At 69.0% G+C, this 20,460-nt stretch carries 15 protein-coding genes; 8 read left to right on the top strand and 7 right to left on the bottom strand.

Going from position 1 to position 20,460, the window contains the following annotated elements; all coding sequences use genetic code 11:
• Positions 1-81 precede the first annotated feature (81 nt).
• Positions 82-969: an SDR family oxidoreductase gene (locus WME75_RS35730; RefSeq protein ID WP_437480419.1), complete on the top strand. Its 888-nt coding sequence runs from the start codon at positions 82-84 to the stop codon at positions 967-969.
• Positions 970-1,127: 158 nt separating this feature from the next.
• Here the strand turns inward: WME75_RS35730 and WME75_RS35725 are convergent, their stop codons facing one another.
• The 4 genes from WME75_RS35725 to WME75_RS35710 form a co-directional block, all read right to left on the bottom strand.
• Entirely contained in the window at positions 1,128-1,328 is a 201-nt protein-coding gene (locus WME75_RS35725; protein ID WP_437480417.1) for a hypothetical protein, read from the bottom strand.
• A gap of 226 nt (positions 1,329-1,554) precedes the next feature.
• Positions 1,555-1,938 (bottom strand): VOC family protein, encoded by a 384-nt coding sequence (locus WME75_RS35720; RefSeq protein WP_437480415.1) that lies wholly within the window; start codon positions 1,936-1,938, stop codon positions 1,555-1,557.
• A gap of 115 nt (positions 1,939-2,053) precedes the next feature.
• The gene (locus WME75_RS35715; protein ID WP_437494991.1) at positions 2,054-2,440 is read right to left on the bottom strand and encodes a VOC family protein; all 387 of its coding nucleotides are present in this window, start codon (positions 2,438-2,440) and stop codon (positions 2,054-2,056) included.
• A 932-nt stretch (positions 2,441-3,372) separates the two neighbouring features.
• Positions 3,373-4,083: a hypothetical protein gene (locus WME75_RS35710; RefSeq protein WP_437480412.1), complete on the bottom strand. Its 711-nt coding sequence runs from the start codon at positions 4,081-4,083 to the stop codon at positions 3,373-3,375.
• A gap of 85 nt (positions 4,084-4,168) precedes the next feature.
• Between WME75_RS35710 and tnpA the strand changes: the two genes are divergently transcribed.
• Genes tnpA through tnpC form a run of 3 tightly spaced genes read left to right on the top strand, consistent with a single transcriptional unit; the run spans position 4,169 to position 6,596 of the window.
• A complete protein-coding gene (gene tnpA, locus WME75_RS35705; RefSeq protein ID WP_437480409.1) occupies positions 4,169-4,507 on the top strand; it encodes an IS66 family insertion sequence element accessory protein TnpA in 339 nt (112 codons plus the stop codon).
• Positions 4,501-4,923 (top strand): IS66 family insertion sequence element accessory protein TnpB, encoded by a 423-nt coding sequence (gene tnpB / locus WME75_RS35700; protein ID WP_437476351.1) that lies wholly within the window; start codon positions 4,501-4,503, stop codon positions 4,921-4,923. Before tnpA ends, tnpB begins: the two co-directional genes overlap by 7 nt.
• The gene (gene tnpC, locus WME75_RS35695) at positions 4,920-6,596 is read left to right on the top strand and encodes an IS66 family transposase (protein ID WP_437480407.1); all 1,677 of its coding nucleotides are present in this window, start codon (positions 4,920-4,922) and stop codon (positions 6,594-6,596) included. Before tnpB ends, tnpC begins: the two co-directional genes overlap by 4 nt.
• Positions 6,597-7,006: 410 nt before the next feature.
• Here the strand turns inward: tnpC and WME75_RS35690 are convergent, their stop codons facing one another.
• Positions 7,007-8,881 (bottom strand): DUF262 domain-containing protein, encoded by a 1,875-nt coding sequence (locus tag WME75_RS35690; RefSeq protein WP_437480405.1) that lies wholly within the window; start codon positions 8,879-8,881, stop codon positions 7,007-7,009.
• Positions 8,882-9,991: 1,110 nt separating this feature from the next.
• Entirely contained in the window at positions 9,992-11,137 is a 1,146-nt protein-coding gene (locus tag WME75_RS35685; RefSeq protein WP_437480402.1) for a sigma 54-interacting transcriptional regulator, read from the bottom strand.
• Positions 11,138-11,577: 440 nt separating this feature from the next.
• On the opposite strand from WME75_RS35685, the gene WME75_RS35680 reads away from it, so the two are divergent.
• The 3 genes from WME75_RS35680 (at position 11,578) to WME75_RS35670 (ending at position 17,351) form a co-directional block, all read left to right on the top strand.
• Complete coding sequence (locus tag WME75_RS35680; protein WP_437480399.1) at positions 11,578-11,919, top strand: DUF2934 domain-containing protein; 342 nt, start codon at positions 11,578-11,580, stop codon at positions 11,917-11,919.
• Between the two features lie 180 nt (positions 11,920-12,099).
• Entirely contained in the window at positions 12,100-15,981 is a 3,882-nt protein-coding gene (locus WME75_RS35675) for a protein kinase domain-containing protein (protein ID WP_437480397.1), read from the top strand.
• 395 nt (positions 15,982-16,376) lie between these two features.
• Positions 16,377-17,351: a hypothetical protein gene (locus WME75_RS35670; RefSeq protein WP_437480394.1), complete on the top strand. Its 975-nt coding sequence runs from the start codon at positions 16,377-16,379 to the stop codon at positions 17,349-17,351.
• 114 nt (positions 17,352-17,465) lie between these two features.
• On the opposite strand, the gene WME75_RS35665 is transcribed toward WME75_RS35670, so the two are convergent.
• A complete protein-coding gene (locus WME75_RS35665) occupies positions 17,466-18,884 on the bottom strand; it encodes a hypothetical protein (protein ID WP_437480391.1) in 1,419 nt (472 codons plus the stop codon).
• A gap of 202 nt (positions 18,885-19,086) precedes the next feature.
• Between WME75_RS35665 and corA the strand changes: the two genes are divergently transcribed.
• Positions 19,087-20,289, top strand: coding sequence for a magnesium/cobalt transporter CorA (corA, locus tag WME75_RS35660; protein WP_437480389.1), 1,203 nt, complete (start codon positions 19,087-19,089; stop codon positions 20,287-20,289).
• The last annotated feature ends 171 nt before the right edge of the window (positions 20,290-20,460 follow it).

Below are 20,460 nucleotides of genomic sequence, written 5' to 3'. Positions count from 1 at the left end.
GGGCAAGAACTGGAGACGACCGTGTATTTCGCGAGCGCCGCGGCGGTGCCATGGTGATGGCGAAACAAGGAGAGGTGTCCCATGCGTGTCTTCCTCACTGGAGCCAGCGGCTTCGTCGGCTCCGCCATCGTCCCCGAGCTCTTCCGCGCCGGCCACCGGGTGCTCGGTCTCGCGCGGTCGGACGCGTCCGCCGCCAAGCTCGCCGCCGCCGGCGTCGACGTGCACCGCGGCGAGCTCATGGATCTCGAGAGCCTGCGCCGCGGCGCCGCCGCCTGCGACGGGGTGATCCACTGCGCGTTCTCCCATGACGATTTCACCGACCGCGCCGGCAACTGCGAGAAGGACCGCAATGCGATCGAGGCGCTCGGCAGCGTGCTCGTCGGTTCCGATCGCCCGCTCGTCATCACCTCCGGCATCGCGCGCCTCACGCCGGGCCGCGCCGTCACCGAGGACGAGATGCTGGACGTGTCAACCGGTGGCGCGCGGGCCGCCTCCGAGCAGCTCGCCTTCTCGTTCGCGAGCCGCGGCGTGCGCGTGTCCTCGCTGCGGCTGCCGCCGTCGGTCCACGGTGAGGACGACCACGGGTTCGTCCCGATGCTGATCGAGATCGCGCGCAAGAGCGGGCGTTCCGGGTACATCGGTGATGGCGAAAGCCGGTGGCCCGCGGTGCACCGGCTCGACGCCGCGCGGCTGTTCGCGCTCGCCCTCGAGAAGGCGCCGGCCGGCGCGCGACTCCACGCGGTCGGCGACGAGGGGATTCCGACCCGCGAGATCGCCGGCGTGATCGGCCGCAAGCTCGGCCTGCCGGTCGAGTCGGTCCCCAAGGAGCACTTTGGCTGGCTCGGCGCGTTCTTCGCGCTCGACACCCCCGCGTCGAGCGCGCTCACGCAGGCGCGGTTCAGCTGGAAGCCCGAGCAGCCCGGCCTGCTCGCCGACCTCGAGCACGGCACGTACTTCGCGCGCACGTAGCTCCATAGAGCTCGTCGTTCCTCTCGAGGATGAACCTCGACGGAGGCGCCTGGATTCATCGCCTTGTTGAGCGAGACCGCGCAAGCGCGGTAGCTCAGAGGCGCGCGCCAGGCGCCAGGAAGGAGAACCGCTGACCCGTAGCGGGCACGTTGCGGCTCCTATTCGGTGCGCAAGGTCTGGAGGAGCGTCTCGGCCGCCTCAAACGTTTGGTCGGGCGACCACACGGGGTAGGACTGGCCCGCCCGGAGCGCGGGCAGCTCCTCCGCCTCCGCCAGCTCCTGTGCGAGGAACTGGATCAGCTTGAGCTTATCAGCACGCGGCAAAGACTGGATATCCGGGAGCAGTTCTACGAGGGACATGACGCGTTACCTCGGTTAGTGATCTTACCAAGGGTCGCTCATCGCCGCAAGCGTTGCCGCCTCGGCGAGCAGCCCGTCGGGCCCGGCTCATGTCCACGATCCATCGGCTCGATCGACACCTCTACGCCGCCCACGATGCTCGAATGCCCAGTTGTTCGGTGCTACGCGCCGAAGACATGCACTGTTCGGAAGCCATGTTCCGCCGCGCGAAGGAACGTATGCACGTTCAAGTGAGCGCGCTGACCATGACGTAGTAACCGTCCGGATCGCAGAGAGCGAACTCTCGGGTCCCGGTGGCCGGATTCGTCTGGGGCTCCTCCGCGAGTTGACTGACAAGTGCTCTGGCGCGTGACAGCGCCTCGTCGAAATCATCCACCCGGAAGAACAGCAATAGCCCATTACCAGGCTCCGCTCGATCAGGGCTGATCAGCGTTGGGTGCTCATGGCCTCCCCACTTGTGAAGACAGAGCAGAACCGTCCCGTCCGTGTCGAGGACTTGCCCGAAATAGTCATGAGCAGGTGCCGATTCTGGCTGACCGAAGAGCGATTGATACCAGTTGAAGCTGCGAGCCACATCAGCGACCCCAATGATTGTCCACGTGCGTTTCATCGACTTCTCCTGCGGCCCAACGTTTGAGAAGGCGCCCGCGGAGGGCGCACCCCGGAGCGGGCCGGCTTGACCGAAGGGTTAGGCCGCAGATTCGTGCTGAGGCCGATCGCCCTGGTCATTGGCCGGCAGGCGGTTGCCAAAGTTCTACCTTGTTTCCTTCTGGATCGATGACCCAGGCAAATTTCACGTGCTCGGAATCGTCAATTTTCTCGAGAGCGTTGCAGCCTTCTTCGCGCAAGACTTTAACGAGGGCGTGGAGGTACTCAACCCGGTAATTGACCATGAAAGTTGCAGTGCTGGGCGCAAAGTGGTCACCTTGCGCCGAACCAATGGACCAGGCGGTCGTTCCGGCGACCGGCTTACCTTCACCGTCGGTCCAGGTAAAAGCCGTACCACCCCATTCTTGGACATCGATTCCGAGGTGCCGTCTGTACCAAGCCTGTAGTGCCGGAGCGTCTTTGGATTTGAAGAAGATGCCGCCAATGCCAGTGACTCGCTTCATAGAACCTCCGAGGACGGGTGGTGGTGAGGGAGAGCGTGTTTTCTGCGGCCTAACGGACCGGGAATGAGCTGCGCGACGCATGGGCTCACGCAACCCGCTCCAGATGAGCTGAAAGTAGACCATCGCGTGCGCCTGGTCGAGCCGGCCGAGGGCAACGAGCGCCGCCTGGACCACGGTGAGCCCGTTCGGCCCGTTGCCGTGCGCTACCGCCGAGAGCACGGCGAGCTCAGTCTCCGTCTCCGCGTCGGCTGGGTCGGTGATCTCGGGCAGGACGGCCGGACCGAGCACCAGCGGCTCGACGTGGCCGAGGCCCAGGCCGAGATCGATGTTCTCCGCCGCCCAGGCCGCCACGCCGGCGTCTGGTACGACCACGAGGACGACCGTGCGGCAGCGCTTCTTGGCGCGCACGACCGCGACGTACGTCGGCCACGAGAACCTCTTGTCCGGGTCCACGTCGCGCTGGACCTCGATGGCGATCGCCAGCACGAGCGCGCCGCTCGCGTTTCGAAGATCGAGCACCAGGTCAGCGCGGAACTCCACCGGGAGGAGCTGGTCGAGTGATGACTCGACCACCGCGACCGAGGCGTGCGGCGGCACCTCGACGTGGAAGAGCGTCGCGAGCAAGCGGGGCGCGAGCGCCGGGTGCTCACGGAGCATCTCGACGAGGGCGTCGTGCTCGAGCGTCGGCATGACGCTCGGCCTTGAGCACACCCCATGCCGGCACGAAACGACGGGAGAACGCGAGGAGAGATACAGCTCACGGGTGGCGGCGCCACGGCGGAGGGGGCGGCCGCCACTCCCCACTCCATGGCACGCCGGCCCAACGCCCAGCCGATGAGCCGCGGGCGCGAAGCGCCCGTCGCGCTCCATCGGCCCGTTGGGCCGCGCCGCCTCCACACTGTGCCTGTGCTGCAGCACACGGCTGACCATCATCAACTTTCCTCATTCAGGCGAGACGAAGCGAGTCCAATGTACTCCTGAGGGTCACTGATAATACGGGTGAGCATCGACGTGACGCGAAACGTCCCAAAGAACCTATGGACGATCGTGATCGACGATCCCCAGTCGGGGATGCCAATGATCTTTGCCGAGTACACGGTAGTGTTCAGCGCCTTGACGTGACCAAAATCCAAGATCGTCATCGGCTCGCCCGAATAGAAATCCAGAAGGTGCTTCTTGAACGCTGCCTCCTCTTCTGACTCCACCTCATCGTGAAAGTCGTGATACACATGGCCGATGGTGTAGTTGGGCGGCAGCCTCGCCTTGCAGGAGTTATATATGATTCCGCAGGACAACGCGGAGAAGAACCTATCGAACCTGGTGACGTCAACCTTATAGGCGACAGCACCGTCAGACAGAGGAACGGCGCCGGCGGCAAGCAATTTTCGGAGGGCCTCGCCATTGTGCTTCAGCTGCGGCGCGACCCGTTGAAGAAAGATGTCGCGAGCACCGTTTGACGGCGAGGCGCTCATGCAGATATGTGCCAGGACGTAGATATCGTCGGAAGATTTGGCGTTATTGTGTTCCTCGCACGACTTGACAGTCAGGAGTTGGTTCCGCTGGTTGGCAGGGAAGAACGAACGCGGCGGGATATGCTCCTTCGTGCGACCCTTGTTCTGACATTCATGATAGTAGCAGGACATGGCTAGGGTAAGCGCCCGGCCAAGGGCATCGTGACCGTCCGCGTGGCGTCGGTTACCTGTTCCCATCGCGACGAAGGAGGAAGCGATGGCGACGAGAGTAGAGTGGGCCGAGCGGGTGGGTCGATGGGAGCGGAGCGGGCTGAGTGCCGAGAAGTTCGCGCGCCGCGAGGGCTACAAGCCCAAGCAGCTGTACTGGTGGCGCTGGAAGCTGCGGGCTGATGGGCCCGCGCAGCCGGCGCCGTCGTCGCTGGCGGAAACGCCGCGCTTCCTGCCGGTACACGTGGTGACCGACGCATCGCCGGTCGCGTCGGAGCCGATCGAGATCGCGCTGCCCAACGGGCGGGTGGTCCGCGTTCGGCCGGGCTTCGACCCGGCCACGCTCGAGCGCGTGCTGGCGCTCGCTGCCGAGGAGGTGCCGTGCTGACGCTGCCGCCGTCGGTGCGCGTGTACGTCGCGGCCGAGCCTACCGACCTGCGCAAGAGCTTTGATGGCCTGTCGGTACTGGTCGCTCAGTGCTTCGGAGCCGATCCGCTCTGCGGCCATCTGTTCGTGTTCAGGAATCGGCGAGGCGACCAGGTGCGAGTCTTATTCTGGGACCGCACTGGCTACGTGATTGTGGCGAAGAAACTCGCCCGCGGCCGATTCCACCTTGCCCGCGACCTGCCCAAGGGAGCGACCCACATTGAGGTCGAGGCGGCCGAGCTGTCGCTGATGCTCGAAGGCATCGACCTGTCGCAGGCCGTACGGCGCAAGCGCTGGAGGCCCGGCGTGAGAAATTTCGACGCGTCGAAGCAACGCTTGATGGATGCGCGCGGGATAGATATCCAACGCGCCACGTGAGCAGTCCCCCTCCGTCCCAAGCACAGCTCCCCGCCGATCTGGCCGATGTGCGACGCAAGCTCGAGCAGCTCGCGGCCGACGGGCAGGTCGCGGCGCTCATCGAGCTGGTACTCGGGCTTCTGGTCCAGCTGCGCGACAAGAACACCGCGCTGTCGGCGAGGCTCGCGAGCGCGCTGCGTGAGCTGTACGGCCGCAAGAGCCAGAAGGTCTCTACCGAGCAGCTGATGCTGCTGTTCGCCGAGCTCGGCGCCCAGACGCCGCAGGGGGGCGGTGACTGCGCGCCCTCGTCAGACCCTGGCGCGGAGGCTCCTGAGCAGCCGGGGCAGGGGCTGGTGCCGCAACCTCCTGAGCCGCCGAAGCCGCCGCGAGGACGGCGTGGGCGCGCGCCGCTTCCCGCACACCTGCCGCGCGAGACGCGCGTTGTGCCCGTCGCCGAAGCCGAGCGGAAGTGCCCGCAGTGCGGCGCGGACAAAAAGTGCATCGGTCACCGTACGAGCGAAGTTCTCGAGTTCGTCCCTGCACAGTTCCGGGTCATCGAGGAGCAGAGGGAGAAGCTCGCCTGTCCGCGCTGTCCCGAGCAGGGGGTGACGACGGCGGACAGCGAGAAGGTGATGGATCGGGGTCGCCCGGGGCCGGGGCTGCTCGCGAGCATCATCGTCGAGAAGTTCGAGGACGCGATGCCGCTGTATCGGCAAGCGCAGCAGTATGCCCGCTTCGGCGTGTCGCTGTCGCCGTCGACGCTGGGTGAGTGGTCGGCGTTCGCACTCGATGTGCTCGCCTCGGTGGCCAAGAGGATCCAGGAGCGCGTGCTGGGCGCATGCTACCTGCGCGCCGATGACACCGGGATGCGCGTGCTGGATCAGGATCATCCAGCGGGGGTGAAGCGAGGGCACATCTGGGCCTTTGTCGGGGCTGGGCTCGTCGCCTTCCTGTACGCACCGGACTGGAGGGCGAAGCATCCGGCTGCCCAGCTGCAGGGCTTCACCGGCTACCTGCAGGGCGATGGTTATGCAGGGTACGGCGCGATGTTGCGCGGAGACGACGGTGGCGAGGTGATCGTGCCCGAGGAGCGCCGGCTCGGCTGTGGAATGCACATCCGCGCGAAGTTCGAGAAGGCGGCGAAGGGCGGCGACGAGCGAGCCGCTGTGGCGCTTGCGTACTTCAAGGCCATCTACCGCATCGAAGCTGCCTGCAAAGCTGAGGCGCTGTCCGCGGAGGCACGCCTGACGCGCCGGCAGGCGCTGTCGCTCCCCGTGCTCGAGGAGCTCTATAAGTGGATTCACGATCTGCACCTGCGGCTCGTGCCAAGTACGCCGCTATACGTCGCGACGCTGTACGCCATCAACCAGGAGGCAGCGTGGCGGCGCTGCTTCACGGATGGGCGCTTCGAGATCGACAACGGTGAAGTCGAACGGCGAATAAGATGTGTGGCGCTCGGAAGGAAGAACTACTTATTCGCGGGCTCGGACAAGGGAGCTGAACGCCTCGCCGTCGGCTACACCGTATTTGGCTCGTGCCGGATGCACGGAGTCAACCCGCTCGCCTGGGCGACGGAGGTGATCGGCAAGCTGCAGGCGGGCTGGCCGCGCGAACGGCTGGACGAGCTGCTGCCCGACGCGTGGGCGCGAGCGTCGCTCGCGGCTCCGGCCGCTGACGACACCGACACGTCCTGAACGACGCGAACCTCAATCTTTGCCGCTGGGGGTCCGGGGGGAGAGCACCTCGCCGGCCCTCTCGTGTCCGCCCGCGTCTGCCCGGACCAACGGCAGGCGCCGCCCCGCGCCCAGCATCGTCGACCCCGGTGAGAGCCGCAAGGGGCCGCGCCCATGGCGATGGCTGGGCGCTTACTGGCTAGGTTCTCCGTCGGTATGCAGGGACGAGGCTCGATGCAGGCCAGCGATGGCGGCGCAATCTATACCAGATCACGATAGAATTGGCCGTCGTCAGCTCGTCGAAACGCAGCCGCCTCGGCGTTGTTCCTTGGATGGTTGTCGAGCCACGCGCAGTTACCGGAGATTGCCTTCGCGCCGTTGTAATACTCGGCCCACCGGATGTTCGCGAACAGCACGGGCAAATCTTTTGGTTACTCATCAACCTCCTCGTCGTCGTCTTGGATCTCGGCGCCCTGATCATCACCGATCGCATCGACGTGCCACCGCTCGACTGCCCACGAAGCCATCGTCGCCTTGCGCTCCAGTAGATCTTTAACCGTCCAGTCGTTCAGGCCCGCGAGCGCCCGCTCCATGAAGAAACCAGCGTTTGCGTAACACGGATCTTTCGCGCCTGGAGTTCCCTTCTTTTTGGGAAACGACTTCCTGCCATAGTTGCTGTTGTGGAGCGTGAGACAGAGGTTGCCGAAGTCGTGCGTATACAACTTCCGGTCGGCGGTCTTGAAGCGCGCTGTCCAGTAGGGATCGTCGGGAGTCTGCGGCAGGATGTGCTCGATGGAATCCTCTAGGGGCATCTCCTGCACTGTCTTCCATAGCACTTGCACGGGAGTCTTCGCGACAGAAGCGAGATATTCCTCGTATTCGTACAAAAAATACTTGATCCCGGCCCAATCGTACCAGTCTTCACCATCTGCGGCCGTGAACGACTGAGCGAACACATCGTCCGGACAGTAGTACAGAATGTGCCAACGGATCGACGCCGAAACCTCTTCGACCGAAGCCTGCTCCCCATACAGCTTGTGTCCGAGCGACCAGAACATGCTCTGACCGGTGTTCGAGCGCTTTTTGAGAAAGCGATAAACGCGGAAGCCGAAGACTTCGCAGAGCCGTGCGAGATCGAGATAGGCAGCCGCGTCCTCCGCAAAACGCAGGCGCGCTGCCATGAGCAGCGGCAAAAAAGGCGCGATTACTCGCAGACGGCGCAGTTTCTCGCTGACGTTGACAATCTCGGCGCGCGTTCCGGGATTCTGCTTGAACCCCCGGAACGCTTCGGTGCGATCCGGGCTTTGGATATCGCAGAACGCCACGGAGGCGGATCTCAGGGTCCGTGTGTATTGGGTGAGTTCCTCGAGGAGGAGTTTGTGCTTGCCTTGATGCCTTCGCAGGTTGAATCGAGCTTTGATGGACTTGCTGCCATCCCAGTCTTTTGATCGCGGGTTGTAGGCCATAACCCAGTGCATGCGCAGGAGTCTATCCTCCTCGTGTGCGAGTCCGGCGGCCATGAGGTTCTTGAAGACTTCAGCCCACGTGTCGTTGATCGCTGCCCGGATGCTGTCGCTCGCCACATCCATCTTCGTTGCCAAGTAGAGAAGGTAGTTTTTGGCCTTCTCGAGTTCAGTGAGTTGCTTGCCACGATTGTTCATCGTCTCGAAAACGACGCCCACTTCGGACTCGTCGCCGACGATATACACAACCAGCTTGAGCTGTTGCGTCACCTTATTTCTGAGTTCGATAAGCCATTGCCTGAAGGAATCGCCGAGTTCCTCTCGTCGTTGGATCAGTAGTTCTTTGAAATACGCCTTCGCGGCTGCGAGTCGGTGCTGCGAGAAGATGGCTGGCCCCTCCGGACCAGGCGAATCAGCTAGCGCGTTTTCAATGAAAAATCGGTGGCAGTCGGAGTTGAGCGTCAACTTGTACAGTGGCTGCCCATTTAGGGCGGGAACGCCGACGTAGGTCTTCTTGATTCCATCCGCGAGCTTCGTGAGCCCGTCTGCCAGCATCTCCCGCCGGATACTGTCCAGTAATAGGACTATAGTCGTCAGGCGTTGCTGGCCATCAACCAAATTGAACACGGAATAGCTCTTGCCCTCCTCGTCGAGGAGTCCCGCGCCGCCGGCGGCGTGCAGAACCACGGTGCCTGTGTAATGATGTTTGCCTGACGGCAGGAGCTCGAGATCTTCCAAGAGTTCGTCAAGGTGAGGCTTTTCCCAGGCGTATCCGCGTTGATAGTCGGGAACTCGTAGGACACGCTCCGAAAAGAGCTGCTCGATGGAGAGGACATTATTCATAGGTGCTCCTCGAACGAGTATCGGCGATCTTTCGGCCGCTGTCTCACCCAATCCGCAGCAATAGTGAGCCTCAGCGCTCGCGAGCATGGTGATGGCGATGGACGGGGGAGGCGTCCGCATCCGCGACGGAGGCAGCCTTCCCCTCCCCCGGAGCGCGGTCCGGTCATCGGCCCAACGTCGCAATCAGCTGTGACGCGCGGCCTATCTCCGTCGTCCAGCATGTAGGTCGCGAGCCGCCGCGGCCCATCTTCGTATTTTCGCGGATGAGCCGCATCTCTGCGCGGTCTATTTCTATATTTCCGGAGATAGGCCGCGACCTCCGCGACCTATCAGCACATATCCGGAAGTAGACCGCCGGTGCATAACCACGTATTCCCGTCGCTAGGTCGCTGACGCCCCGGCTGATCGCACCACGAGATCGGTACAGATCGTACCGCGCGCCGTGCGACCGGGATCCGGTCAAAATACCCTCGATTCGCCGCAACTTGCGCACTCCCACGCCGATGGTTGGTTTCGGAAAATCCGCCTCGTTCGTCCCAGCGCGCCTGGTCGGGTGATCGACTTGGCTAGGGGACGGCGACCCTGGACCCCGCGGCTCGCCATCGCCGGGCGCCCGCACGCCCAGCATCGCCGGCCTCATGAAGGGCGATCGAGCTCGATCCGGCGCGCGCGCTCGGCCGTCCCATCGATCCACAGCAGGCGCGCGCTTGAGGATGCGGTCAAGGCCTCACTCGATCGCGGCCAGCTCGGCGCGATCTCCTCCGGGCCCGCGAACCGCCGCTCCTGGGTCGACCGCCGGACCATCCGATCCCACCCCTCGTGCCCCTCTTGCGCATCGTGAGGGGGTAGCGTAGCCGACGGCCAACCCGACATGTCAAACCGTGGGTGCGGGGCGATCAGGCGACCCGCGCGACGCAAGGTTGCGACGTGTTGGTGGACGCGGCCACCCCGCCGGAGGTCGGGCCGTCAGCGGCCGGCCGACGCGCCCTTCGGCAACGGGGCAGTGTCGCCTCGCCGGCGCTTGTGGAGAACCCCAAGCCATCACCGTCCGACGGGCGCCCTCCTGCGCCGGCGATGCGTATGCCGACGCGACCCGAGCAGCCCGCAGATCTAGCGACTGCTCAACGGCTCCTTGTCGCGCGCGCCCGTGGCGAGGTACTGGCGCAGGTGCCGGCGAAGCGAGACCCGCGTGATCCCGAGCGCGCTCGCCGTGCGGGTCACGTTGCCGCCCTGGGCGGCGTAGACCGCGAGGATGTGCCGGCGCACGGCCTCCCCGAGCGACGCGCTGCCCCGCGCCGGAGGCGACGGCCGCAGCGCACCCGGCGGGCCCGACCGCGGCGGCGCGGCCCGCCGCGGCGGCGGCGCGCCGATCTCGGGCGGCAGGTGCTCGAGATCGAGCGGCGCGCCGTGCGCCAGGAGGAACGCGCGCTCGACGACGCTCCGGAGCTCGCCGACGTTCCCCGGCCAGGGGTACGCCTCGAGCTGCGCGAGCGCGCGCGGGGAGATCCCGCCGTTCGGGAGCCCCGCCGCGACGCTCTGGCGCTCCAGGAAGTGCTCGGCCAGCCGGCGCACGTCGCCGTCGCGCTCGCGCAGCGGCGGGAGCGCGAGCCCGAGCGCGCTGACGCGCCCATGGAGACCCTCGTCGAACGAGCGGTCCAGCACGCGCGCGGCGAGATCGCGGCTCGTGGCGGCGATGATACGCACGTCCGCGACAAGCGCCTCCCCGCCGCCGCTCCGGCAGAGCGGCTCGCCGTCGAGCACGCCGAGGAGCCGCGGCTGGAGCTCGAGCGGGAGCGCGCCGATCTCGTCGAGGAACAGCGTGCCCCCCTGGGCCAGCTCGACCAGCCCCGGGCGCGCCGCATGCCGCCCGTCGGCCCCGGCCCCCAGCCCGGCCCCCACCGCCAGCCCCGCCCCCACCGCCAGCCCCGCCCCCACGCCGAAGAGCTCCTCCCGCAGGCGCTCGGCCGGGAGGCGCGCCGCGCTCACCGCCACGAACGGCCCGCCCGCCCGCGGGCTCGCCGCGTGCAGCAGGCGCGCGCAGAGCTCCTTGCCCGTGCCCGGCTCGCCCGCGATGAGCAGCGGCGCGCGCTCGTGCCCCGAGAGCTCGCGCAGCCGCTCCATCGCGCGCACCCAGCGCTCCGAGGCGCCGACGACGCGCACCTCGCTGTCATCCTCGAGCCAGAGGACCCGCGTCATCCCGCCGCCGAGCCAGCGGAGGTGTTCCGTGCGCCGGGAAGGGGCTGCGCATTCTTCCACATCGCATCTCCTCGATTCGTGGATAATTCGAGGGCAGACGGCGGGCGCCGCATCTGCCGTTATCTACATTACCGTGCTGTCCTCAGCGCAGGCGGTGACCAGCGATGAGCCACCAGGAACGACGATGGACGATGGCGGACGAGCGGCGACGAGGACCACCGAGAGACGATGACTGACACATGCCGGATGATCTCACCCGGTCAGCGACATCCACTCTACAGCGAACCACGCTCTGGTGGAAGGGAGATCCCGACGGGGCGTCACCGGGCGTCGCCGAGCGCCGCCAGGGTGTCGTCACCGGGCGCCATCAGGGCGTCGCCGGGCGTCATCAGGGCGTCGCCCGGCGTCGATTGCCCGACGAGGAACTACGTGCTCAAAATTTGTGCGTGAGCGCGGACCTGGGTTAGTCGACCCGTGTACCCGAAAGGAGAGACGACGAGATGAGCTCGAAGCGCAAGACCCCGGCCCGCACGAAGACCACCAAGGTCCCGAGCCCGCTCGCTGCCCCGGCCACGTCGGCCCAGCCGCCGAGCGCGGTCTCCGCCCCCGCCGCCGTCGAGAGGCCCTCTCCGGCCGCGGCGCGCGCGGCCGACCGCGCGCGCGTCGAGGCCCCGAAGGCCGCGCCTCCGCCCTCGCGCCCGTCGCGCGAGGAGCGGCACCGCGTGATCGCCAAGGTGGCCTACGGATATGCCGAGAGGGCCGGCTTCCGGAACAACCCCGTTGAAGACTGGCTGAACGCCGAGCGAGAGGTCGACGCGCGGATCGAGCGCCTCGCCAGCTGAGGCCCCCGACGCGGCGGCGCAGGCGGCGCGCCGCGCCGTCGCGCCCGGGCCCACTCGGACCCACGCGAGACCGACAGGCGCGCTGGCGCGAGATCCAGCAAGGGTGTCCACGGACGGGGAGGGCGAGAGCTGCGTGACGCCGCTCTGGACCGCGAAGGTCAGCACCCCGATACTTGCGCCATGCATTCAGGTCACGTCCTCGCCAACCGCTTCCAGCTGGAACGCCTCGCGGGCTCCGGCGGGATGGGCGCGGTGTGGCGGGCGGTCGACCGGCAGAGCGGCCAGGCCGTGGCGCTCAAGGTGATCTTCAACCAGGGCAGGGAGCACGTCGTGCGCTTCCAGCGGGAAGCGCGCCTGCTCGCGGAGCTCGAGCACCCCGCCGTCGCTCGCTACATCGACCACGGCGTCACGGCCGACGGGCTCTACTACCTCGCCATGGAATGGCTCGAGGGCGAGGACCTCGGCGCGCGGCTGTCGCGCGGGCCGCTCGGGATCGAGCCGAGCCTGATGCTCGTCGGCCGCGTCGCCGAGGCGCTCGCCGCCGTCCACGCGCGCGGCATCGTGCACCGCGACCTCAAGCCGACCAACGTGTTCCTGCCCCGCGGCGACATCGGGAGCGCGAAGCTCATCGACTTCGGCATCGCACGCCAGGCCGACGCGACCTACGAGCTTACCCTCACCGGCGCGGCGATCGGGACGCCCGCTTACATGGCGCCGGAGCGGGTCCGCGGCGACCTCGACGTCGACGCGCGCGCCGACCTCTACTCGATCGGGTGCCTCCTGTTCGAGTGCCTCACCGGGCGCTCGCCGTTCGTCGCCCAGCACCCGCTGTCCGTCCTCGCCAAGGTGCTCTTCGAGGCCGCGCCGCGCCCGAGCACCTTCTGCCCGAACATCCCGCCGCCGCTCGATCTGCTCGTGACCCGGCTGCTCGCGAAGAACCCCGCGGAGCGGCCCGGAGACGCGGGCGAGGTCGCCGCCGAGCTCCGGATGCTGAGCGTCGTCGAGGGCAACATGTCGACAGGCAACGGCCTGCCGACCCCCGCGCTGACGAAGAGCGAGCGGCGGCTCGTCAGCGTCGTCCTCGCGGCCGAGATGAGCGCCGGCAAGCGCGGCCCGCCGTCGGGCCGCCCGCAGGGGCTCTTCAGCCCGCCGCCGCGGATCAACGACACGATGCTGTCGGGCCACCACGCCACCGTCGTGTCCGGCAGCAAGGAGGCGCTGCCCGCCGACCTGCTCGCGCCGATGCCGCTGGTGAAGCCCCGGCCGGCGCCGCCGCCGACCACGCCGTTCCACGAGGTCCGGCAGGCCGCGCAGTCGCACGGCGCGGTCCTGGAGGTGCTCGCCGACGGCTCGGTCGCCGCGGTCGTCGCCGGCGCGGGCTCGCCGACCGACCTCGCCGGCAACGCCGCCCGCTGCGCCCTCTCGATCCACGCGCTCCTGCCCGGGGCGTGGGTGGCGCTGGCGACCGGCTGGGACGTCATCGCCGGGACGCAGGCGGTGGGGCAGGTCATCGACCGCGCCGGCGCGCTGCTCGACGCGCGCGTCCGCCACGCCACGGACGATCCGTCGTCGGGCCGGCCGGTGCTCATCGACCGGATGACGGCCGCGCTCCTCGGCGACCGCTTCGAGATCGCCGCGGGCAGCCAGGGCCCCACGCTGCTCGGCGCGCGCGAGCCCGAGGACGGCGGGCGCAAGGTGCTCGGGAAGGCGACGCCGTGCGTGGGGCGCGAGCGCGAGCTCCGGGCGCTCGAGGACCTGCTCGACGAGTGCGCCACCGAGGGGGTCGCGCGCGTCGTGCTGGTCACGGCCGGCGCCGGCGTCGGCAAGTCGCGCCTCGGCAACGAGCTGATCCGGCGGGTCGGGGCGCGCAGCGAGCCGGTCGCCGTGTGGCGCGCGCACGGCGATCCGATGCGCGGCGGGGCGGCGCTCGGGCTGCTCGCGCAGCTCGTGCGGCGCGAGGCGGGCCTGCTCGGCGACGAGCTGATCGAGGCGCGGCGGGAGAAGCTCGCGGCGCGGGTCGCGCGGCACGTCGGCGCCGCCGCGCGGGAGCGGATCACCGAGCTGCTCGGCGAGCTCTGCGAGGCGCCGTTCCCGGAGAGCTCGGCGCTGCGGGCGGCCCGGCAGGACCGCGCGGTCCTGGAGGAGCAGACGCGGCGGGCGTTCCTCGACCTCCTGCGGGCCGAGAGCGACGCGCAGCCGGTGCTGATCGTGCTGGACGACGTGCACTGGAGCGACCGCGGCACGGTGGACACCATCGACGCGGCGCTCCGGCACCTGCGGCACCAGCCGCTGATGGTGCTGGCGCTGGCGCGCCCCGGGGTGCGCGAGGCGTTCCCGGACCTGTGGGAGGAGCGCGAGGCGACCGAGATGCGGCTCGGGGAGCTGTCGCGCCGCGCGTGCGAGCGGATCGTGCGGGAGGTGCTCGGCGACGACCTCCCGGCGGCCGAGCTCGCGGCGCTGATCGACAGGTCGGCGGGCAACGCGTTCTTCCTCGAGGAGCTCGTGCGCGCGACGGTGGAGCGGCGGGCGGGGGAGGTGCCGGAGACGGTGCTCGCGATGATGCAGTCGCGGATCGCGGCGCTCGAGCCCGAGGCGCGGCGGGTGCTGCGCGCCGGGGCGGTGATGGGCGAGGTGTTCTGGCGAGGGGGGCTCGAGGCGCTGCTCGGCGGGGGCGGGCAGGTGCCGCAGCTGGAGTCGTGGCTGCTCACGCTGGAGAAGCGCGAGCTGCTCGAGCCGCGGCCCGAGTCGATGTTGCGGGGGGAGGTGGAGCTCGCGTTCCGCCACGCGCTCGTGCGGGACGCGGCGTACGAGATGCTGACGGACGCGGATCGGGCGCTCGGCCACTGGCTCGCGGCCGAGTGGCTGGAGCGCGTGGGCGGGGACGATCCGGCGGCGCTCGCGCTCGTCGACCGGCACCTCGGCCGCGCGGCGGACGAGGCGCTCGCGCTCGGGAACGCCGACGGCGCGGCGGGGCACCTCGCGCGCGCGGCGGGGGTGCGCGCGCGCGTGGGCCAGTTCGACGGGGCGATCGCCGCGATGACGCGGGCGTTCGAGCTGGCGGACGTCGCGCGGCGCGACCCGGGTGAGCTCGGCGGGTGGGTGGCGATCCTCTCGAGGGCGGTCGGCCACGGGCGGCGCGCGCCGTCGCTCGCGGCGGTGTCGGACCGGATCCTGACGCGCGTGGACGCGGGCGCGTCGCTCGAGCTCCGGGTGAAGGCGCGCATCGAGCTCGCGCGCGCGCTCGGGGCGACGAACCTGTTCCGGCTGTCGCACGACCTGCTCGACGACGTTGTCGAGATGGCGGTCGGGCGCCGCGAGCTCCTGCGCGAGGCGCTGATGGTGGACGTGGAGGTCTCGTGCCTGCAGGGGCAGTTCGCGCGCGCGCGGCGCGCGGCGCTCGACCTCGACGCGCTCGGGCCGATCGAGGATCTGCGGGGGCTGCTGTCGGTGGCCCTGGCGCGGGCCACGTCGGGCGATCGGGCCGGCGCGATGGAGGCGCTGTCGCGCTCGGAGGCCGCCTCGGCGTCGGGGGACCTGGGCGTGGAGGCCGTGCGGGCGAAGCTGCTCGCGATGGTCGAGCTCTACGCGGGGGATTTCCGGGCCGCGGTGCGGGCGAGCGAGCGCGCGCTCGAGCTGGATCGGGCGCTCGGGCTCCGCTTCGACGGGGTCGTGAACCTGCACAACCTGGGCTATGCGTGCGTCCGGCAGGGCGATCACGCGCGGGCGCGGGCGCTGTTCGCGGAGTCGCTGCAGCGGGCGGACGAGGCGGGGTACGACCGGGTGGCGGCCTCGAACCGGATGTTCCTCGCGTACCTCGACGGGGTGGAGGGGGCGGGGGACGCGCGCGAGCGGCTGAAGGAGCTCGTCGCGCGGGCGGAGGAGCAGGGCTACTGGCGCGACGTGCTGCAGGGCCGCTGGGCGGCGGCGATGCTGCTGAAGAACGCGCGCAACGACGCGCTGGCGCGGCGCGAGTACGAGGACCTGCTGGAGCTGTCGGTGCGGCTCGGGGATCCGCTGCTGGAGAAGGACGCGCGCGCGTGGCTCGACCGCGGCGAGCGGTGAGGGGCGGCCCGGGCATCCGGCCGAGTGACACTACGTGTGAACGACCGTTTACAGGAAGGCCTCCGAAGTGACACTACGTGTGCCCGGACGTTTACAGGAGAGCCTCCGAAATGACACTACGTGACCCCATGCGTTTACAGGGGAGCATCCGAAATGACACTATGTGACCCCAGGCGCTTGCAGCGTGGGGTGCTGGAGGTCCGATGAGGCCGGTGTGCAGCAGGCGGGTCGGGTACTGGGCGTCGATTGCGGCGGCCGGGCTCGTCGCAGCAGGAGTCCCATTGGCTTGCGGCAGGACGCTTCCTGACGATCCAGGCGTCGCGGACGACGGTTCCGGGGAGGCCGGGGACGCGGCGACGGGAGGAGGTGTTGGAGGAAGTGGCGCGGGCGGAACCATGGGCACGGGCTCCGGCACGGGTGGCATGTTCGGCTCGGCTGGGTCGGGCAACGGCGGCGCGGCAGCGAGCTCGGGCGGCACGAGCGGCGGGGGCGGGAGCGCGGGGGCGCCCGCGGAGCTGGACTGCGCCACGGCGCGGCCCAACTCGGGCTCGCTCGATTTGATGCACCAGGTCGATGTCGACGACTTGCCGCTCATCTCGGAGGTCCAGGGGGACCTGATGCTCAGCGAAGAGGTGACTCGGCTGCAACGCCTTGGCTGTCTACGGCACGTCACGGGCACGGTCACCATCCGGTACACGCGCAACCTCTCCACGCTCGAGGGGCTCGAGCGGCTCGAATCCATCGCGGCGAGCTTGACGATCATGAACAACGGTGCGCTCGCGAGCGTGACGGGGCTTCAAGGCCTGAAGACCGTGGATGGCGCGCTCATCATCCATTCGAACCACCGCCTCGCTGACCTGGACGGACTCGAGAATCTGACGACGGTGCGCGCCGGCGGCATCCGGATCGAGGACAACTCCGCCCTGGTGAGCCTCGGCGGGCTGCGCAACCTGACCGCCACGGGCGAAGTGGCGCTCCGGTCCAACCCGATGCTCGAGAGCTTGCAGGGCCTCGAAGGCCTGAGTCAGCTCGCCAACCTCTTCGTCATCGACAATGCGAAGCTCGAGAGCCTCGAGGGGCTCTCGGCGCTCGAGACGATCTACCAAGATCTCACCATCTCGAACAACGCCGCGCTCACCTCCATCGACGGACTTTCTGCGCTCCAGGTGATCGACGAAGATCTCATCATCTCGAACAACCCGGAGCTCACCCGCATCGATGGACTTTCCTCGCTCGAGCGGATCCACTTCTATCTCGCGATCACAACGAACCCGAAGCTCCCCACCTGTGAAGCGAGAGCGCTCCGTGAGCGGACCGGCGTTCCACGAGCGGACCTGATAGACAACGACGACTCGGCGACGTGCCCCTGACCCCGCTCGCTGCTGGGCCCAGCCCCCCTGGCCCGGTATCCAGCCCGATCGCGTGTTGAAGCGTCGCTCGGCGCGGGCGCCGTCGCCGCCCGCGCCGATGGACTCGGTACGGCGTCAGCGGTTCACGCTGCTGTCCGGTCCGGCGCCCTTCGGGGGCTCGTAGGGCTCGGGGCTCTTGCCGACGGTCCTGAGGTTCACGAGCTTGTTGAGCAGGTCGAACCAGAACGGCGCGCCGAGGGAGGCGGCGGCCGCGGTGATGAGGATGCCGGGGCTCAGGAGCCGGTCGAGCACCCCGCGGATCCAGGCGACAAGGCCCTGGCCGAGGATCGCCGAGAGCGCTTTCCAGAGCCCCGGGGTGCTCGTCTGCTCGGGGGCCTGCACGCCCCAGGTGATCTTGAGATCGAGCCCGGTGAGCTGGGAGTGCGCGCCTCCACCCTGGGCGAGCGCGGCCATGACGTCCTCGTCCTTGTCCATGCCACCGGTGTGCGGGGCGGCGCGGGGCGCCGATTTCGCCATCTCCTGCGCCGCCGTGATCATGGCGGCGCGGACCACGGCGTCGCGCGAGAGGGCGCTCGCGAGCTGGATGCTGTCGGCGTTGAACCCGATGCACAGGACGAGCGCCGTCGCGCTGATGAGGAGCTGCGTGCGGCGCTTGTACCGCCCGGCGGCCCGGTCCATGGCGTCGTTGAACCAGCGCTCCAGCCGGATGTTGGCCTCGCGCAGGTCCCGGACCGTGCCGTCGACGATCGTGGCGAGGGCGCGCCGGAGATCGCTCTCCCTGGGCATCCGCTCGATGAGGCCCTTCAGCTCGCCGAGGGGCTCCTCGTCGCGGCTCGGCAGCACGGCCTCGCCGCCCGGCGGAGGCGCCGCGGCGCCGGCGGGCGGGGGGGAAGGCTCAGCGGCGCTCGCCGGCGACAGGGACGCCGCGTCGCCCGCAGGCGGAGGTGCGGATGCGGCGTCGCCCGCCGGCGCAGGCGCGGCGGGCGCGGGGAGGGCAACCGCGGCGCTCGCCAGCAGGGGCGACGGCGCGGCGGCGCCGGCCTGCGGGAGCGACGGCGCGGCGGCGCCGGCCTGCGGGCGCGATGGCGCGTCGCCGTTGTGCCACTCGATGTGCCGCAGGGTGTCGAGGAGCGCGGCCACGAAGGCGTGCGAGGGGATGTAGGACGGTCCCACCCAGCCGTACTTGAGGTCCTTGATCAGCGGGTGCTGCCGGAACGCCGCCGCGAGCGGGCTCGGGGGCGGTCCCGGCATCAGCCGGACGCGCACGAGCTCGGCCGCGCGGCGGATCACGCGCGTCGTGACAGGCTCGCGCGGGGCGGCGGCCGCGTGCGCGGCGGCATCGCGGGCCGCGAGGGACCGGAGCACGTGCGGGTCGAGGGCGCGATCGGCCAGCATGATCTCGATGCTCTGCGCGAGGTTGAGGGCGCGCAGCCGGAAGACGCCGGCGAGCGCCTCGTAGATGGCCGAGCAGAGGACGCTGAGCAGGAAGAAGACGCTGATGAGGCCGATCGCGATGTCGAGGGTCGTTCCCATGGGCATCCAGAAGGGCAAGGGCGCGAGGCGCAGACCGGCGCGCCTCGCCGCGCTCCCCCGGCCGGCAGGACAAGGAGGACGAGGTGGCCCTGCGAGCGCCCGTTCCCCTCCGCGGCCCGATCAGCATACGCCACGCGGCGCCGCGGAGCGAGCGCCAGTGCGCCCTCGCTGCCGGGAGATCTTGGTCTACCATCCCGCCCCCGTGACGAGCACCACGCTACCCCCTGACTCGCGGCGCAGCAGCGAGCCGCCCATGCGCACCTCGTGGACCCAGGAGCGGACCGACCTCGACCGGACGCAGCGGCCCAGGCGCGATCGGCTCGGGCACGAGCCGCCGCCGGCGTCGCCGCCCGGGACGCTCGTCATCGAGGACACGCGGCGGCCGAAGATCTTCGTCATCGACTACGACGCCGAGGTGGTCTCCGAGAAGGAGATCCAGACCCTCGACGAGTGCATCCCGTACCTCACGGACGACCGGCCCTCCATCACGTGGGTCGATGTCCGAGGGCTCGGACACAAGGCCACCTTCGAGCGGCTGGGCGAGATCTTCAAGATCCACCCGCTCGCGCTGGAGGACATGGTCAACGTGCCCCAGCGGCCCAAGGCGGATGTCTACGGGGGCGAGCACGTCCTCATCATCTCGCGGATGGCGCAGGTCACCGAGCGCTGCGAGCTGCGCACCGAGCAGCTCGCGATCCTCGTCGGCAAGACCTTCGTCCTGACCGTCCAGGAAGAGGCCGACTGGGACGTGATGGAGGCCGTGCGGGAGCGCATCCGCGTCGGCCGCAGCGCGGTGCGGCAGCGGGGCGCCGACTACCTGGCGTACGCGCTGCTCGACGCGGTGGTCGACGGCTTCTTCCCGGTGCTCGAGCGGCTCGGCGAGCGCATCGAGGACCTGGAGGTCGAGGTCCTGGACCCGAAGCGCTCGATGTCGAAGCCGATCCACGACCTGAAGCGGGATCTGCTCACGCTGCGGCGCGCCATCTGGCCGCAGCGCGACCTCGTGAACGCGCTGATCCGCGAGGACAACCCGATGATCACGAAGGACACGCGGCTCTACCTGCGCGACACGTACGATCACGCGGTGCAGCTGATGGACATGATCGAGACCTACCGCGAGCTGAGCTCGGGCCTCATGGATCTCCACCTCTCCGGGATGTCGAACCGGATGAACGAGATCATGAAGGTGCTCACGATCATCTCGACGATCTTCCTCCCGGTCACCGCCATCGCGGGCATCTACGGGATGAATTTCCACCACGAGAGCTCGCCGTTCAACATGCCGGAGCTCGACTGGTATTACGGCTATCCGCTCGTCTGGTGCCTGATGCTGACGAGCGTCATCGGGCTGCTCACGTACTACCGCCGCAAGGGCTGGCTCGGGAAGAACGACGACGGCCGCTGAGCGGCCGCCATGGTGAGCGGCGCGCGGCGGCCAGGGGCGCGGCGCGCAGGACGTAGGCAGCCGGGTGTGAGGGCGCCGCGACGTTCGGTGGGGGAGCGGCGGGCGGGGAAGGGGCGCGCCGGAGAGCCGAGGAGTCGAGGCGCCGCATTGAATTGGTGGTGGCAGATGCAT

The organism is Sorangium sp. So ce1014, from assembly GCF_051521505.1.
Classification (GTDB): Bacteria; Myxococcota_A; Polyangia; order Polyangiales; family Polyangiaceae; genus Sorangium.
The sequence above is the reverse complement of the archived record's forward strand: the minus strand, read 5'-3'. Positions and strand labels throughout refer to the sequence as shown.

Bases quoted from the DNA above. Each gene is read 5' to 3' on its own strand.
- tnpA (WP_437480409.1), top strand. From the start codon at position 4,169: ATGGCGACGAGAGTAGAGTGGGCCGAGCGGGTGGGTCGATGGGAGCGG.
- WME75_RS35720 (WP_437480415.1), bottom strand. From the start codon at position 1,938: ATGAAACGCACGTGGACAATCATTGGGGTCGCTGATGTGGCTCGCAGC.
- WME75_RS35715 (WP_437494991.1), bottom strand. From the start codon at position 2,440: ATGAAGCGAGTCACTGGCATTGGCGGCATCTTCTTCAAATCCAAAGAC.
- WME75_RS35730 (WP_437480419.1), top strand. From the start codon at position 82: ATGCGTGTCTTCCTCACTGGAGCCAGCGGCTTCGTCGGCTCCGCCATC.
- WME75_RS35665 (WP_437480391.1), bottom strand. From the start codon at position 18,884: ATGGGAACGACCCTCGACATCGCGATCGGCCTCATCAGCGTCTTCTTC.
- WME75_RS35725 (WP_437480417.1), bottom strand. From the start codon at position 1,328: ATGTCCCTCGTAGAACTGCTCCCGGATATCCAGTCTTTGCCGCGTGCT.
- WME75_RS35670 (WP_437480394.1), top strand. From the start codon at position 16,377: ATGGGCACGGGCTCCGGCACGGGTGGCATGTTCGGCTCGGCTGGGTCG.
- WME75_RS35690 (WP_437480405.1), bottom strand. From the start codon at position 8,881: ATGAATAATGTCCTCTCCATCGAGCAGCTCTTTTCGGAGCGTGTCCTA.
- WME75_RS35675 (WP_437480397.1), top strand. From the start codon at position 12,100: ATGCATTCAGGTCACGTCCTCGCCAACCGCTTCCAGCTGGAACGCCTC.
- WME75_RS35710 (WP_437480412.1), bottom strand. From the start codon at position 4,083: ATGTCCTGCTACTATCATGAATGTCAGAACAAGGGTCGCACGAAGGAG.
- WME75_RS35680 (WP_437480399.1), top strand. From the start codon at position 11,578: ATGAGCTCGAAGCGCAAGACCCCGGCCCGCACGAAGACCACCAAGGTC.